The sequence below is a fragment of the Vreelandella sp. V005 genome, assembly GCF_052645115.1.
Window position 1 is genome coordinate 80,609 of the sequence record NZ_JBQXYA010000006.1, and the last position, 15,291, is coordinate 95,899.

Here is a 15,291-nt window from a genome sequence, read left to right on the forward strand (position 1 = left end):
AATGCAAGAACTGGATATCGTCATTCTCGCTGCTGGCAAAGGCACGCGTATGCGTTCTCAGACCCCCAAGGTACTGCATACCCTGGCGGGTAAACCGATGGTGCAGCATGTATTGGATACTGCATCAGGGCTGCAGCCTGATCGTACCCATGTCGTCATTGGTCATGGGGCTGATCAACTGCGCGAGGCGCTGGCTGACAAAGCGGTGCAGTTTGCCGTTCAGGCCGAGCAGAAAGGCACGGGTCATGCGGTGGCTCAAGCGCTTGATCAGCTCGGTAGCGGTAAGGTGCTTATCCTCTATGGCGATGTTCCCCTGTTACAGCGTAATTCCCTGAAAGAGCTATTAGCCCAGGTGGATGAACAGCACATCGGCCTGTTAACGGTGACGCTGGATGACCCCATGGGCTATGGCCGGATCGTGCGTAATGACGCGGGCGATGCGGTGGCGATTGTCGAACAAAAAGATGCCAGCAGCGCCCAGCTAGCAATTTGTGAATGCAATACCGGCATTATGGCCATGACCAGTGCCCAGCTAAAACGCTGGTTACCGCAACTTTCCGCTGAGAATGCGCAGGGTGAGTATTACCTAACGGACGTCATTGCCATGGCGGCCGATGAAGGCATCAAGGTATGCACTGCCCAGCCGGCCACGGCGGTTGAAGTGGAAGGGGTTAATAATCGTGCCCAAATGGCCCGCCTGGAACGCGCTTATCAACAGCAGTTTGCCGACAAGCTAATGGCGCAAGGGGTGGCGCTTGCTGACCCGGCACGCTTGGATATTCGCGGACGATTAACGTGCGGCCATGATGTCTTTATCGATGTGGGCTGCGTCTTCGAAGGCGATGTAGAACTTGGCGAAGGCGTGCGAATTGGGCCTTACTGCGTGATTAAAAACAGCACCATTGGCGCTGAAAGCGTGGTAGACACCCACAGCGTCATAGAAGGCACCGTGGCGGCGGGCCTCAATCAGATCGGCCCCTTTGCACGGTTACGCCCAGGCACGCGGTTAGCGGTAAAAGCCAAAGTGGGCAACTTTGTGGAAACGAAAAATGCCGATGTGGGTGAGGGCAGTAAGATCAATCACCTAAGCTACGTTGGCGACGCGCGATTGGGGCGTGATGTGAACGTAGGTGCAGGAACGATTACCTGCAACTACGACGGCGCTAACAAGCATCACACCGACATTGGTGATAATGCCTTTATTGGCTCGAACACCGCCCTGGTGGCGCCGGTTTCGGTAGGCAAAGGCGCGACCATAGGAGCAGGCTCCACGATTGCTAAAGACGTGACTGATTACGCCCTGGCGGTAACGCGTAGTCGTCAGTTAGAAAAAATCGATTGGCTACGCCCCAGCAAGCGTAACGAACCATAGTGGGTTAATGCGTTACTAACAGCGCTTAAAGTGGTTTTTTAAATTAGTGCTAAGGATCATTAAAAAGCCGACTTTGTAATCAGTGGCCGTCGCTTTACCGTTCTGGGGTTTGGCTGGGTAGCGTCTGTGAAGTGCTCTGGTGGATCAACGAGGAGATTGATTATGTGTGGCATAGTTGCTGCCGTTGCCGAGCGCAACGTCCAAGAAATTCTGTTAGAAGGATTAAAACGCCTGGAGTACCGCGGCTACGATTCAGCCGGTATGACGGTGTTTAGCGACGGCGCACTGACCCGCCACCGGGCGCTCGGAAAGGTAGCGGCGCTGGCCGCGCAGTTAGCAGAAGCGTCACTGCCGGGGTTTTCAGGCATCGCACACACGCGCTGGGCAACCCATGGCAAACCCTCTGAAGCCAATGCACACCCGCATCATAGTGGTGACGATGTTGCCGTGGTACATAACGGTATTATCGAAAATTACGAATCCATTAAAGACCAACTGCAAGCAAGCGGCTACCGATTTACCTCGGAAACCGATACTGAAGTGATCGCTCACTTACTGGCCGAAAAGCTGGATAACGGATCGAGCTTGTTCGAAGCTACCCAGCAGATTGTCAATGGCCTCGGTGGTGCTTACGCGCTGGGCGTAATGAGTGCCAAGGCGCCTGGCGTAGTGGTGGGCGCTCGCCAGGGCAGCCCGCTGGTGGTGGGCGTGGGCATCAATGAAGCCTTTTTAGCCTCTGACCCGCTGGCGCTGCTGCCGGTCACGGATCGCTTTATTTACCTCGAAGAGGGCGATCTGGTCGAGCTGCGTGAGCAGGGCGCCGTTCGCATTGTGGATCGTCAGGGTAACGACGTTGAGCGTCCTATTCATACCTTTGAGCATGGCGACGGCGCTGCCAGCAAAGGCGAATACCGCCACTACATGCTCAAAGAGATTTTTGAACAGCCGCAAATGATCGAGGCGGTATTAGAGGGCCGGCTAAGTGCCCACAGTGTGTTAGTAGAAAGCTTTGGCCCCGATGCGCAAGCGCTTTTCCAACGTACCCGCCAAGTGCATATTATTGCCTGCGGCACCAGCTATCATGCGGGGCTGGTAGCGCGTTACTGGTTAGAGCGCTATGCCGGCGTACCGGTGCAGGTCGAAGTCGCCTCTGAATACCGCTACCGCCATCCCGTCGTGCCTGAGGGCACGCTGTTTGTGACGCTCTCACAGTCGGGTGAAACGGCTGATACGCTTGCTGCACTGCGCTTTGCGAAAACGCTGGGCTACGTGGGGTCGCTGGCGATTTGTAACGTGCCGGGTAGCTCATTGGTCCGTGAGTCGGATATGTCGCTGATGACCCGCGCCGGCCCTGAAATCGGTGTTGCTTCTACCAAGGCTTTTACTACTCAACTAGTAGCGCTCATGCTACTCACGCTTAGCGTGAGTAAAGCAAAAGGGCAGGTCGAGTATGCGGATATCATCGCCGCGCTGCGCACGCTACCCGAAGTGTGCCAGCGGGTGTTGGCGCTGGACAGCAACATCGAAGCGCTTTCCCAGGCCTTTGCTGAGAAAAACCACGCGCTTTTCTTGGGGCGTGGGGCTCACTACCCGATTGCGCTGGAAGGGGCGCTTAAACTCAAAGAGATCTCTTATATCCATGCGGAAGCCTATCCGGCCGGTGAGTTAAAGCATGGCCCGCTGGCGCTGGTGGATAGTGAAATGCCGGTGATCTCGGTCGCTCCCAACGACGACCTGCTCGAAAAGCTTAAATCCAATCTTCAGGAAGTGCGTGCCCGTGGTGGCCAACTGTTTGTGTTTGCTGACGAAAGCGTGGGTATCGAAGCGCAGAAAGATATTCGGGTATTAACGCTTCCACACGTGCATGAAGCGCTGGCGCCGCTGTTATATACGCTGCCATTGCAGTTGCTGAGTTACCACGTGGCCGTACTAAAAGGGACTGACGTTGATCAGCCGCGCAACCTAGCAAAAAGTGTGACGGTAGAGTAGTCACACTGGCAAACAATAAGTGTCATTAAGCTAATAAAATTGCTTTACAAGGTGCGGCGATACGTCGCATCTTATGCGCAACCGTTGCGTTGCAGCATGTCGTTAGGGTGCTTATGATCGTGGCGGTCTTTCTCCCTCCTGATTGGAAAACATCGCCATGAAACCACCAAACGTCCTCGCAACTCGGCATTACGCTAGCCGAGTCGCTTGGCTGTTGCTCGTCTGCTCGTTTTTACTCTTTCCTTCGCTCTCTTATGCCGCCGCTGGGCCACTTGATCTTACCCTCACGCTAACCGGTATCTCTTCTGTCGTGATCTTCGTGCTCGCCTATGCGTTGGTGATGAGTGAAGAGTTACTGCACATGCGTAAGTCTAAACCTGTGTTGGTGGCAGCTGGCCTTATCTGGGCACTCGTGGCCTGGGTTTATGTGCAAGCGGGTATGCCAGAAGAGGCGGAAACCGCCTTCCGCGAAACGCTGCTCGAATACGCCGAACTGCTGCTGTTTTTGCTAGTCGCGATGACTTACATCAATGCCATGGAAGAGCGCCGCGTGTTTGATGCGCTACGCTCTTGGCTTGTCCGCAAAGGCTTCAGCTATCGCAGTCTGTTTTGGATCACCGGTGTTATGGCGTTTGGTATTTCATCAATCGCCAACAATATGACCACCGCCATGCTGATGTGCGCCGTGGTGCTAAAAGTGGCCGAAGGCGATAACAAGTTTATCGGCCTGTGTTGTGTAAACGTGGTAGTGGCATCCAACGCTGGCGGTGCGTTCAGCCCGTTTGGCGATATCACCACGCTAATGGTGTGGCAGGCCGGCCAGATACCGTTCGAAGGTTTCTTCGTGCTGCTGATTCCTGCGATAGTCAATTTCATAGTGCCTGCGGTGATCATGAATTTCTTTATCGCGAATCGCCAGCCGGCGGCATTACAAGAGAATGTCTGGCTCAAGCGCGGCGCGCGTCGAATTATCGCGCTTTTTTTGATGACGGTGGCTATCTCCGTACTCTGTCACTCGATCCTTTACTTACCGCCTGCCATGGGCATGATGTTTGGCCTAGGCCTGCTGCAGTTCTTTGGTTACTACCTGCGTCGCAGCCTGCCACGTTCGCTGGAACGCAAGCGCGAGCGCTACTCCCGCCGTGGCGATTGGAAAAAGCTCGAACAGCTCGGTAGCGTGGTACCGTTTGATATTTTCAGCCGTATTGCGCGCTCAGAATGGGATACGTTGCTGTTCTTCTACGGGGTTGTAATGTGTGTCGGTGGCCTTGGTTTTATGGGCTATCTCAGCCTGCTTTCCGAAACGCTTTACGGTAACTGGAACCCGGTGTGGGCTAACGTGGTGTTGGGCCTGATCTCGGCGGTTGTCGATAACATCCCGGTCATGTTTGCGGTACTTTCCATGGCCCCCGATATGTCGGAAGGCAACTGGCTGTTGGTGACGTTGACGGCAGGCGTGGGCGGCAGCTTGCTTTCGATGGGCTCCGCTGCGGGCGTCGCACTGATGGGTCAGGCGCGCGGGATTTATACGTTTGCCGTGCACTTGCGCTGGGTGCCGGCCATTTTATTAGGCTATGCGGCGAGTATCGCGGCTCACCTGTGGATTAACGGGGCGATGTTCTAAGCAACACGCTTCAAAAGCACGTTTTTTACATGCGAACGCCCTTCACTGAGACATCGGTGAAGGGCGTTTCTCTTTGCAGTTAATCTGCCTAAAAGCGACGAATGCGGGCTTTGGCGTGATGCTATAAGTCGTGCCCGGTCACTACTTGGCAAATATCAGCGAAGCTCTTCGCCATCGGCACCGGATTAATCTCTTTACCGACAGCATTCTGAATATCGCTGGCAGAAATGAGCCCGCGAATTCTGAGTTCTTGATGATCGTTTTTTTCAGTGATTAACAGATGCTGGTCGGTAACGGCCTCCATCGACAGCACCAAGTCTTCAATCGTCAGCGAGGCCAATTGGGCGACAGGCATGGCGCTGAGTTTGTGCCAGGGTGTCATGATCATTTCAGCCGTGACTTCCGCTCGCGTGAGGTTACGCTGTTGCATGGCTAAGTTAATGCGCCGGGTACCAATCACTTCTTTCGAGGTAATAACGCCAATACAGTGCGCCTGTTTATCCATGACGAATAGCAGCCGTATGCCCCCATGGCGCATTTTAAGGTGTGCTTCATCGATCGACGTATCGGCATCAACGGATTGCGGCATTACCTGTGAAAAATCGGTCAGTACCGTCATGGCAGGGCTAGTGGGAAGCAGCCGCCGAGGAGCAGGCATGGCCAACAGTGGCGTTGAGCTTAACTGTACTAAGGGTTTAGGTGAAAAGGTTACTTGATTCATCAGGGAGCTCCATGTGGAGAAAGGGCGCGCCGTGGGTATCTGGCTCGCCGTGCAACCCCACACTTACATGCAATTCTTATCGCAACCTTAAGAGATACATAAAGCCCCTTAGAAAGAAAAGTTATGGCGAGTCCGTTCGAGGCAACGCAATACATACGCGTAGCCCGCCGCTGGGTGCGTCGTCTAACTGCAGCGTGCCGCCATGGCGAGTGACCAGCCGTTCAACGATGGAAAGCCCTAACCCTGAACCAGCGCTAGGGCCTGCACGCTGGAAGCGCTCGACCACTTTTTTACGCTCATTGGCTGGTATACCGGGCCCTTGGTCATCTACCAGCAGTTGGAAATCTTTTGGCGTTGCGGCTAACGTCACGCTGATGGTGCTCTGGTGAGGCGAGTGCTGGATCGCATTGCCGACCAGGTTCTGTACCAGGGTTTCGATTGCGCCCGGCTCTTCCAAGATCGACCACTCCGCCTGCTCATCTGCGTTGAGCAGCAGCTGATGTTCGCGCTCAGCGGCCAGCGGTGAAAGCTTGGCCAGAGTTTCCCGCGCTTCACTGAGTAGGTTGGCCGGGCGGTATTCAGGCTGCGACTCCTCTTCGGGCTCCAGGCGCGCTAGCGTCAACAGCTGGGTAACCAAGCGTGTGGCTCGGGCAACCCCGTCCCTCAGGTGGTTGAGCGCTTCCTGGCGGTCTTCGAGGTTATCGGCAGCCAGGGCATTCTGGGCGTGCAGATCAAGCACCGCCAAGGGGGTACGCAACTCATGAGCAGCATCGGCAATAAAGCGTTTCTCGCGCACGCGCATGAGCCGCAGGCGTTCTAAAAGCCGATTCAGCGCCCCCGAGATGGTGTCTAACTCCTGGGGCAGCGGGCTAAGCGTTAAGGGCTGCAAATTATGCGGATCGCGATTGCGTATTTGCTCCGCCATGCGCGATAGCGGCGCCAGCCCCCAGCCAATCGACCACCACAACAGAGCGGTAAGCAGCGGTAGGCCAATCAGGTCCGGCATCAGCGTGCGAAGCGCTACCGCTCTTATAATGTCGCCGCGCACGTCTTCCCGCTCGCTAACGATAATGCTTTGATTGGTGGCTCTTATTTCAAGCACATAAAGGCGCCATTGATAATTATCGATCGATTGGCTGGTGAAGCCGGGCGAGTGATCAACCAGGGGCAGCTCAGGCGCATTGGCCGAACGCAACAGCAAATTATCGGCGTTCCAGAGCTGAAAGCCCAGTTGGCTATCTTCGCGGTTTCCTGCCATGCGATGGCGGGAGCTCGCGGCGCTCCCTAGGGTATTTTCGAGACTGCTGAGTAGCACATCGCGAGACGCTTCCGGCAGCGGCGCTTGCAGTAGGCTTTCAAGTAAGCGTGCATTTTGCTCGAGGCTGGCATCGTACAGCGCTTCGATTTCATGGGCGGCGTAGCGGTAGCTGATAAAACCGATCACTAGCATACTGATGCCAAACACCAGCAGTGCAAGCCCCAGCGTGCGTTGGCGAATGGAACTCATGAATGGCCATCCTGTTCGGTTTTATCCATTACGTAACCGATGCCACGCAGTGTACGAATAAACGATGGAAAGAATTTACGACGAAGATGATGCACATGCACTTCAATGGCATTGCTCTCCACGTCTTCATCCCAGCCATACACCAACCGGGTAAGCGTATCGCGGGTGAAAACACGCCCAGGATGACTCATGAATTCTTGCAGCAGGGTCAATTCACGACGTGATAATGCCATGGGTTTACCTTGAAAGCTTACCTGCATGGTTAACGGGTCAAGGTGAATGCCGCGGCACTCCAGGGCACTGTTGACTTGGTCGTTACTACGGCGCAACAGCGCACGCAGGCGGGCTTTTAATTCAGCAACTTCAAACGGTTTGGTTAAATAATCGTCGGCGCCTGCATCGAGCCCCGCGATGCGCTCATCCACGGCGTCACGGGCGGTTAATACCAAAATGGGCACACGGTTGCCTTGCCGTCGAACGGCTTCCAATATTTGCATACCATCCATGCGCGGCAATCCCAGGTCGAGAATGACCACATCAAACGGCTCGCTCTCCTTTAACGCCGCCAGCGCGGTCACGCCATCGCTCAGGTGATCCACCGTGTAGTTCTCGGGTTTTAATGCCAAGCGAATGCCGGAGGCCAAGCTAGGATCGTCCTCTACTAACAAGATACGCATGGCAGGGTAATCACTCCTATGAAGTTGCTGGCCCTTACTGCTTCATCATTTAGTCGCTTAAAAAGTAGCGCTAGCAGGTTCAGACCGTCAGGATGGGCTGAGAATAACTTAGCATGCTTTATCACTGCGTCGGAGTTTCGTCATTGGGTAAACCGCACCAACCTCTTTCAGGCACCCGTCATGTGTCTCCCTGCCCGCCAGGCCAACGAAGAGAAGCGCTACTCTGCTTAGCCGCTGCTCATGACCCTGCCTTGCAATCAGCGCTCAGCGGGGCGGTAAAGGCTATGATGAACGCGCCAGATCAAGCCTGGGAAGGGTTATGGGTAAGTGATACCGCGGGGCAATTAACGGGCGCTATTTGGGTGCAGCCTCTGCCCATGAACATGGCCCAGCTATGGTTACCCAACGCGACAGGCGCGCATGCCCGCGCGCTGCTGCGTGCCGCCCATGCGTGGGTAGAGAAACAGCCTATTCGCCTGTGCCACCTGGAACTATCCCCTCAGGCAGCCGAAACAGAGACGCTACTGCTTGAGCACGGCATGCAGCGCTTGGTCAGCTTGGTGCATCTTATTGGCAGCACTCACTGCCGTTTAGCGATGAAGGAAGCGAGACCGTTAACACTGCAGCCGCTAGGCGCGTTTTCACAAGCGGAACAAATAAATTTACTCGCCGCGGTGGGGCATGATTCGCTAGATAGTGTTCCGCTGCGCGACGTACTCTCGGTAAACGAGTTGCTCGCCGGGTTCCACCAGCAAGACCCCCAGGCCCCGTTACACTGGTACGTCGTTTATTATCAAGACGCCCTTGTCGGTGTTTTGCTGCTGGCGCCGCGTCCGTTGTTAAACCGCTGGGAGCTTATGCTAATGGGGCTTATTCCTGAGTGGCGTGGCATTGGTTTGGGCCGCGCGTTGTTGAATAGCGCGATGGCGGTTGCTCAACAGGCAGGCGTTAAGGAAGTCATTCTAGCGGTAGATGAGGTTAATTTACCGGCCAAACGGCTCTATCAGCAGGCGGGTTTTAGGCAATATGCACAACAGCGTTTATTAGCGTGGAAAGGGGGTGGCGAAAGGAGTGAAGGCCTCATTAATGCCTAAATAGTCGTCATTGGTGGCATAGGCGCGCTTAGTAGCATTTTCTTGCGCTTTGCGTTGCCGTTATACTAGCGCTATACACGCGTCTTGGCGTCTCAGCGGTGCTTTTCAGAGATTGGCGCTGCCGCGCGCAGGGGTTAAGGCAGAAGTTAAGAACAAACGGTTGATGACAATACTCAAGAGGTGGTGAGAGTGAAAGCAAAGCTGATCATGAGCGGGCTGGCGGCCCTCGGCTTCATGGCGGGCACTTCAGGTGCTTACGCTCAAGACGCCGCACGTGATGCGATTGCCGAGCGTTTAGCGCCGGTAGGGCAACTCTGTTTACAAGGCCAAGACTGTGGAACGGCGGCCGCGCCTGCAGGCGACAGCGCTAGCAGTGGCGGTGATATCGACGGCGAAGGTATTTACGGCAACGTATGTAGTGCGTGCCATGAGTCCGGCGCGGCGGGCGCGCCCATCCGCGGCGAGGAAGAAGCCTGGGCAGCGCGTACCGAACAAGGCTTTGCGACACTCGTAGATCATGCCATTAATGGTATTGGCGCGATGCCACCGAAAGGCGGTAACGCCAGCCTTTCCGATCAAGAAGTAGAAGCGGCGGTAGCCTATATGGTTGAACCGGTCATGGAAGTGCCGGAATTAGGTGGTGGCGATGAAGCCGCACCTGAAGAGGCTGCCCCGGAAGAAGGAGCCGCCGAAGAGACCGCCGCTGCGGAAGGTGGCGAAGCCGCTGAAGAAGCAATGGCAGCCAGCGACGATGCTGCGAGTGAAGAAGACGCCTCAGCAAACGAAGAAGCGGCGAGTGGCGGTAGCGACCTGGACGGCGCTGCGCTTTACGCAAGCGTTGGGTGTGCAGCGTGTCACGATAGTGGCGTTGCCGGTGCACCAACCAAAGGTGACTCAGAAGCCTGGGCGGCGCGTTTGGAAAAGGGTGCTGATGAGCTTTACGCCAGCGCGATCAACGGCATTGGCGCTATGCCCGCCAAAGGCGGTAACCCCAATCTGTCCGACGAAGAAGTAATGGCCGTAGTTGATTACTTAATGGCAGAAGCTCAATAACCAGTCGCCAACCGCTAGCATTTAAATAACTTATCCACAGGGCGTTTTGACTACCGCCCTGTGGGCTGTTTTTTCTGTCTAATGGTCGATCACCCTAGCAGTGAGCGTAGCCCGGCAATGGCATCTTTACCACGGGCCTGCTTTTTCTCCGGGTCCTCTTTATCCGCACGGCCTTCCCACTCTAAATCCTCCGCGGGCAGCTCGTCTAAAAAGCGGCTCGGCTGGCAGTCCATCAACTCACCGTAAGCTTTACGTTGCCGCGCCAGGGTAAGCGTTAATGTTCGCCGTGCCCGGGTAATCCCCACATAGGCCAGTCGCCGCTCCTCTTCCACGGTGCCTACTTCAATGGCGTTGCGGTGGGGCAGCAGGTCTTCCTCTAACCCCATCAAATAAACATGCGGGAACTCAAGGCCTTTCGAGGCGTGCATGGTAAGCAGCTGTACTCGGTCAGAATCATCCTCTTCCGCCTGTTGCTCCAGAATATCGCGCAGTACCAAACGTGAAATGGCCGCTTCCACGCCGTCGGTTTCGGTATCGGTGGAGTCGGTACTCTCTTCCGGGTCCCGGTTAAGCGATTTCTCTAGCTGGTCGATCAAAATCCACACGTTGGCCATGCGCCGTTCAGCGACGGTAGGCGCGCTGGCATTCTGATACAGCCACGCCTCGTAATCCATGTCTCGCAGCATGTCGCGAATGGCGGCAATCGCATCGCCCTGATCCATACGTTTACGCACGCCATCAATAAAGTGGGTAAAGCGGCTTAAGCGCTCTGTCGCTCGGGTTGGCAGTACTTGTTCCAACCCAAGCTCGTGGCAGGCGGCAAACAGCGATATCGAGCGTTCGGTAGCGTAGTTGGCGAGTTTCTCTACCGTTCCTGGGCCTACTTCACGGCGCGGTACGTTAACGATGCGTAAAAAGGCGTTATCGTCGGCGGGATTAATCAACAGGCGCAGGTAGGCCATGGCGTCTTTGATTTCGTTGCGCGAGAAAAACGAGGTACCGCCCGAGAGCTTGTAAGGAATCTGATAGTGCTGAAGCTTGAGCTCTAGTAATCGCGCCTGAAAATTACCGCGATAAAGCACCGCAAAGTCGCGCCACTCGGCCTTCTCTTTGATCCTGCGCGTGAGCATTTCGCTGGCGACCCGCTCGGACTCCGCCTCTTCATGACGATTCACGATTACCCGAATGGCCGCACCATCGCCCATGTCGGACCATAGCGTCTTCTCGTAAACGTGGGGGTTATTGGCGATCAGCGTATTGGCGGCGCGCAGTATGGTGGCGGTAGAGCGGTAGTTTTGTTCCAGCTTGATGACTTTCAGGCGCGGGAAATCTTCCCCCAGGGTAATCAGGTTTTCAGGCCGAGCGCCGCGCCAGGCGTAGATCGATTGGTCATCGTCGCCCACCACGGTAAAGGTGGGACGCTCCGCCATCAGCAGCTTCACCAGCAAGTACTGGGAAACGTTGGTGTCCTGATACTCATCCACCAGCATGTAGTGGATTTTGCGCCGCCAGCGCTCTAGCGCTTCCGGATCGTTCTTGAGCAGTACCACCGGCAGCAGAATCAGGTCGTCGAAATCCACCGCGTTGTAGGCTTTTAAATGGCGTACGTAGGCTTCATACACCCGCGCGGCAAAGTGCTCATTTTCATCAGCGGCAAAGGAGAGCGCATCGCTGGGCAATACTAAATCGTTCTTCCAGGTGGAAATTTTGCTCTGCACGGCGTTGATCTGCTCGGCATCCACCTGGGCGTCTTTGTTCATCAAATCCCGTAGCAGCGCCTTGGCGTCTTCTGGGTCGAAGAGCGAAAAGCCCGGCTTGTAGCCCAGCGTTTTAAGCTCGCCACGAATAATATTCAGCCCCAGGGTATGAAAGGTGGAAACCGTCAGCCCGTGGCCCTCTTTACCGTGGAGCATCTGGCCCACACGCTCTTTCATCTCCCGGGCGGCTTTGTTGGTAAAGGTCACCGCCGCGATTTTGCGCGCGCTCATCCCGCACTCTTGCACCAAATAGGCAATTTTGGTGGTAATCACGCTGGTTTTACCGGAACCGGCGCCCGCCAATACCAAGCAAGGGCCATCGATGTAGCGCACGGCTTCCTGCTGGCGCGGGTTTAGCCCTTTAATGCGGCTAAGAATGCTCTTGGGCGTGGCAGGCGTCATGGCGTCGGTCATCCTCTACGAGAGTTGCTAGTCGGTTTCAGGTACGGTTTCAAGTACAATCAGCCGCTTGGCGAAGGCATAATAAACAGGCAGGTGGAGATGTTTGAAGTAGCGCTTTTTGAACCGCGCATGGCGCCCAATACGGGTAATATCATGCGCTTGGTCGCCAACAATGGCTGCCGTTTACACCTGATTGAGCCGCTTGGCTTCGACCTGGAAGAGAAAAAGCTGCGCCGTGCTGGGCTGGATTACCGTGATATTGACAACGTGACCCGCCACGCGGATTTTAACGCCTTTCAGCAGGCCATGCAGGGGCAGCGCATCTGGGCGATCACCACTAAAGGCACGCGCACCTACAGTGATGCCGACTTTGCTCCGGGCGATGTGCTGCTATTTGGCTCTGAAACCGCTGGGCTCTCGCCCCAAGTACACGAAGCGCTAACCGCTGAGCACAAACTGCGCCTGCCCATGCAGCCCAATAACCGTAGTCTGAACCTTTCCAACGCCGTGGCTATTGTGAGCTACGAAGCGTGGCGCCAGCAAGGTTTCACTGGCGCGCTGTCAGTCTAATCAATTGGCAATGCCGTAGCGGTCACGATACGCCCTGATGGCTTCGGCGTAGGCGAGCATTTCCCCACCGGCGTGCTCTTCAAGGTAAGTAAGCACTTGCTCTAAAGTGACGATGCTGACGACCGGCATACCGTATTGAGCCTGTACTTCCTGAATCGCACTTTGCTCGCCCTGGCCGCGCTCTTGGCGGTCTAGCGCAATGATGACGCCGGCGGCGTGAGCGCCACTCTGTTCGATCAGGCTCATCACCTCGCGAATGGCGGTACCGGCGGTGATAACGTCATCAATAATTAAAATACCGCCAGCGAGTTCGGCACCCACGATATTGCCGCCTTCACCGTGGGTTTTAGCCTCTTTGCGGTTAAAGGCATAGGGCATATCCCGGTCGTGATGGTCGGCCAGCGCTGCCGCCGTGACTGCTGCCAGCGGAATGCCCTTATACGCCGGGCCAAACAGCACATCAGCGTTTAAGGCGCTATCGTCAATGGCCTGGGCATAAAAGCGACCCAACTTGGCCAGTGCGCGCCCGGTTTGAAACAGCCCAGCGTTGAAAAAGTAGGGGCTAACACGGCCGGATTTAAGCGTAAACTCACCAAACTTAAGCACACCTTGTTCAATGGCAAAGGCAATGAAATCGCGCTGGTAGGGTTGTAAAGTGGTAGCCACGGCTTTCCTCACTAGGCGGTAGGTTTAAATCGGCACGAAAGCAACAATAAACATGGGTAAATGGCAAGTTTTAGTCGCTGCCTTTACCCAAACGTCTAAACGTCGGGTATCATACAGCAGCGACGCAAAAGGGACGATTTATGAAAATTGCCAGCATCAATGTCAATGGTATTCGTGATGCCGTTGATCGTGGCTTCCTGGACTGGCTGGCTCAGCAGGATGTCGACGTGGTCTGCGTGCAGAACATCAAGGCAAAAAGTTTTGAACTGGGTGACCACATTCTCTATCCGGAAGGCTATGAAGGCTACTTCCTGGATGCCGAAGAGGATGGTTTCTCCGGTGTGGCACTCTATTGCCGCAAAATTCCCAAGGCGATTATGTATGGCCTGGGATTTCCTCAGTGTGATCATGAAGGGCGTTTTCTGCAGGCGGATTATGAACGCTTCAGTATCGTCTCTTTTTTGATGCCCGATGGAAGTGACCAGAAAGCCAAACAGGCGTTCATGGAGCAGTACCAAGAGTACCTCACCAAGATGTCGCGCAAACGCCGCGAATACATCCTCTGTGGTACTTGGCATGTTGCCCATAAAACCGTCGATTTGGCTAACTGGTCGGACAATCAACTGACCTCAGGCTTCCGCCCGGAAGAGCGCGCCTGGATGGATCAGGTGCTTGGCCCCACCGGCTTTATCGACACCTTCCGCGAAATCAATCGCGATGCAGGTGAATATACCTGGTGGCCAAAGCTTGACCAAGATGTACCCCGTGAGCGCCAGGAAGGCTGGCGGATCGATTACCAGTTAGTCGGCCCCAACTTCCGCCGCCACGTGGTCGACGCGTGGATTGATTACGATGCGACCTTCTCCGAGTTCGCACCGCTGATCATTGAGTACGATCTGGCGCTCTAAGCGCTAGGCAACGAACTTTTCCCGCGTCGCCGTCAGTAAGTGGTAATAAGCAACAAGCCGACCCAAGGGTCGGCTTGTTGCTTTGTGGCAAGCGCTAATCTTTAGCCACGAATACCCAGCGCTTCACGCTGATGATCACGTAACGCATCGCCTGCCTTCTCGGCCAAATCGAGCATGCCGTTTAGCTCGGCACGGGTGAAGGCACCTGCTTCGGCGGTGCCCTGTACTTCGATCAGCTCGCCGCTTTCGGTCATTACCACGTTCAGGTCGGTATCGGCTTTGCTGTCTTCCGGGTAGTCCAGATCCAGCACCGGCACGCCTTTATAAATGCCCACGGAAATAGCGCTTACCAACTGCTTGAAAGGGTCGACTTTGATCTTCTTCTCGCGTTGCAGGTAACGGATCGCATCGATCAGCGCCACACAGCCCCCGGTAATCGCTGCGGTACGGGTACCGCCATCGGCCTGGATTACATCGCAATCCACGGTAATGGTGAACTCACCCAGCTTCTTCAAATTCACTGCGGCACGCAGGCTGCGGCCAATCAAGCGCTGGATTTCCAGCGTGCGGCCGCCTTGCTTGCCGCGGGTCGCTTCACGGCCACTGCGGGTGTGAGTGGCGCGGGGCAGCATACCGTACTCAGCGGTGACCCAACCTTGATTCTTACCGCGCAGCCAGCGCGGCACACCGGCTTCTACGCTGGCATTACACAGCACTTTGGTATCGCCAAACTCCACCAGCACAGAGCCTTCCGCATGACGGGTGTAATCGCGGGTCAGGCGAATATCACGGAGCTGGTCGGCTTCGCGACCGCTGGGACGCACAACATCAGGACGCTTAGCGCTGCTCACAAATAGTACCTCTCAATAAACGCACAACTAGGAAAAGCCCTCCATTGTACACGTCTGAGCGTACGCTGATTGGCCTATCGGGTAGACTGTTGGCAATGCT

The 15,291-nt window shown here is 55.5% G+C and carries 13 protein-coding genes; 7 read left to right on the plus strand and 6 right to left on the minus strand.

What is annotated here, in order from left to right:
• Window position 1: 1 nt before the first annotated feature.
• The 3 genes from glmU to nhaD all read left to right on the plus strand — a co-directional run bounded on the left by glmU (window position 2) and on the right by nhaD (window position 4,985).
• Window positions 2-1,372: a bifunctional UDP-N-acetylglucosamine diphosphorylase/glucosamine-1-phosphate N-acetyltransferase GlmU gene (gene glmU / locus ACUN8H_RS14025; RefSeq protein ID WP_445532692.1), complete on the plus strand. Its 1,371-nt coding sequence runs from the start codon at window positions 2-4 to the stop codon at window positions 1,370-1,372.
• Window positions 1,373-1,534: 162 nt separating this feature from the next.
• Window positions 1,535-3,361: a glutamine--fructose-6-phosphate transaminase (isomerizing) gene (gene glmS / locus ACUN8H_RS14030; protein WP_445532693.1), complete on the plus strand. Its 1,827-nt coding sequence runs from the start codon at window positions 1,535-1,537 to the stop codon at window positions 3,359-3,361.
• Window positions 3,362-3,518: 157 nt separating this feature from the next.
• Entirely contained in the window at window positions 3,519-4,985 is a 1,467-nt protein-coding gene (nhaD, locus tag ACUN8H_RS14035) for a sodium:proton antiporter NhaD (protein WP_445532694.1), read from the plus strand.
• Between the two features lie 121 nt (window positions 4,986-5,106).
• Here nhaD and ACUN8H_RS14040 read toward each other — a convergent pair whose 3' ends face one another.
• The 3 genes from ACUN8H_RS14040 to ACUN8H_RS14050 form a co-directional block, all read right to left on the minus strand.
• Entirely contained in the window at window positions 5,107-5,706 is a 600-nt protein-coding gene (locus tag ACUN8H_RS14040) for a CBS domain-containing protein (protein WP_445532695.1), read from the minus strand.
• Between the two features lie 121 nt (window positions 5,707-5,827).
• Entirely contained in the window at window positions 5,828-7,213 is a 1,386-nt protein-coding gene (locus ACUN8H_RS14045; protein ID WP_445532696.1) for an ATP-binding protein, read from the minus strand.
• Window positions 7,210-7,890: a response regulator gene (locus tag ACUN8H_RS14050; protein ID WP_445532697.1), complete on the minus strand. Its 681-nt coding sequence runs from the start codon at window positions 7,888-7,890 to the stop codon at window positions 7,210-7,212. The genes ACUN8H_RS14045 and ACUN8H_RS14050 overlap by 4 nt, the downstream gene beginning before the upstream one ends.
• A 143-nt stretch (window positions 7,891-8,033) precedes the next feature.
• Between ACUN8H_RS14050 and ACUN8H_RS14055 the strand changes: the two genes are divergently transcribed.
• On the plus strand, window positions 8,034-8,984 hold the full coding sequence (locus ACUN8H_RS14055; RefSeq protein ID WP_445532698.1) for a GNAT family N-acetyltransferase: 951 nt from the start codon (window positions 8,034-8,036) through the stop codon (window positions 8,982-8,984).
• A 189-nt stretch (window positions 8,985-9,173) separates the two neighbouring features.
• Entirely contained in the window at window positions 9,174-10,037 is an 864-nt protein-coding gene (locus ACUN8H_RS14060; protein ID WP_445532699.1) for a c-type cytochrome, read from the plus strand.
• Between the two features lie 89 nt (window positions 10,038-10,126).
• Here ACUN8H_RS14060 and rep read toward each other — a convergent pair whose 3' ends face one another.
• Window positions 10,127-12,196, minus strand: a complete 2,070-nt coding sequence (gene rep / locus ACUN8H_RS14065; protein ID WP_445532700.1) for a DNA helicase Rep — start codon at window positions 12,194-12,196, stop codon at window positions 10,127-10,129.
• 99 nt (window positions 12,197-12,295) lie between these two features.
• Between rep and ACUN8H_RS14070 the strand changes: the two genes are divergently transcribed.
• Window positions 12,296-12,766 (plus strand): tRNA (cytidine(34)-2'-O)-methyltransferase, encoded by a 471-nt coding sequence (locus tag ACUN8H_RS14070; RefSeq protein ID WP_445532701.1) that lies wholly within the window; start codon window positions 12,296-12,298, stop codon window positions 12,764-12,766.
• Here the strand turns inward: ACUN8H_RS14070 and pyrE are convergent, their stop codons facing one another.
• Window positions 12,767-13,432, minus strand: coding sequence for an orotate phosphoribosyltransferase (gene pyrE, locus ACUN8H_RS14075; protein WP_445532702.1), 666 nt, complete (start codon window positions 13,430-13,432; stop codon window positions 12,767-12,769).
• Window positions 13,433-13,572: 140 nt separating this feature from the next.
• Between pyrE and ACUN8H_RS14080 the strand changes: the two genes are divergently transcribed.
• The gene (locus tag ACUN8H_RS14080; protein WP_008959049.1) at window positions 13,573-14,340 is read left to right on the plus strand and encodes an exodeoxyribonuclease III; all 768 of its coding nucleotides are present in this window, start codon (window positions 13,573-13,575) and stop codon (window positions 14,338-14,340) included.
• Window positions 14,341-14,441: 101 nt separating this feature from the next.
• On the opposite strand, the gene rph is transcribed toward ACUN8H_RS14080, so the two are convergent.
• Window positions 14,442-15,164 carry a ribonuclease PH gene (rph, locus tag ACUN8H_RS14085; RefSeq protein ID WP_445532816.1) on the minus strand — a complete coding sequence of 241 codons (723 nt, stop codon included), beginning with the start codon at window positions 15,162-15,164 and terminating at the stop codon, window positions 14,442-14,444.
• Window positions 15,165-15,291: the final 127 nt, after the last annotated feature.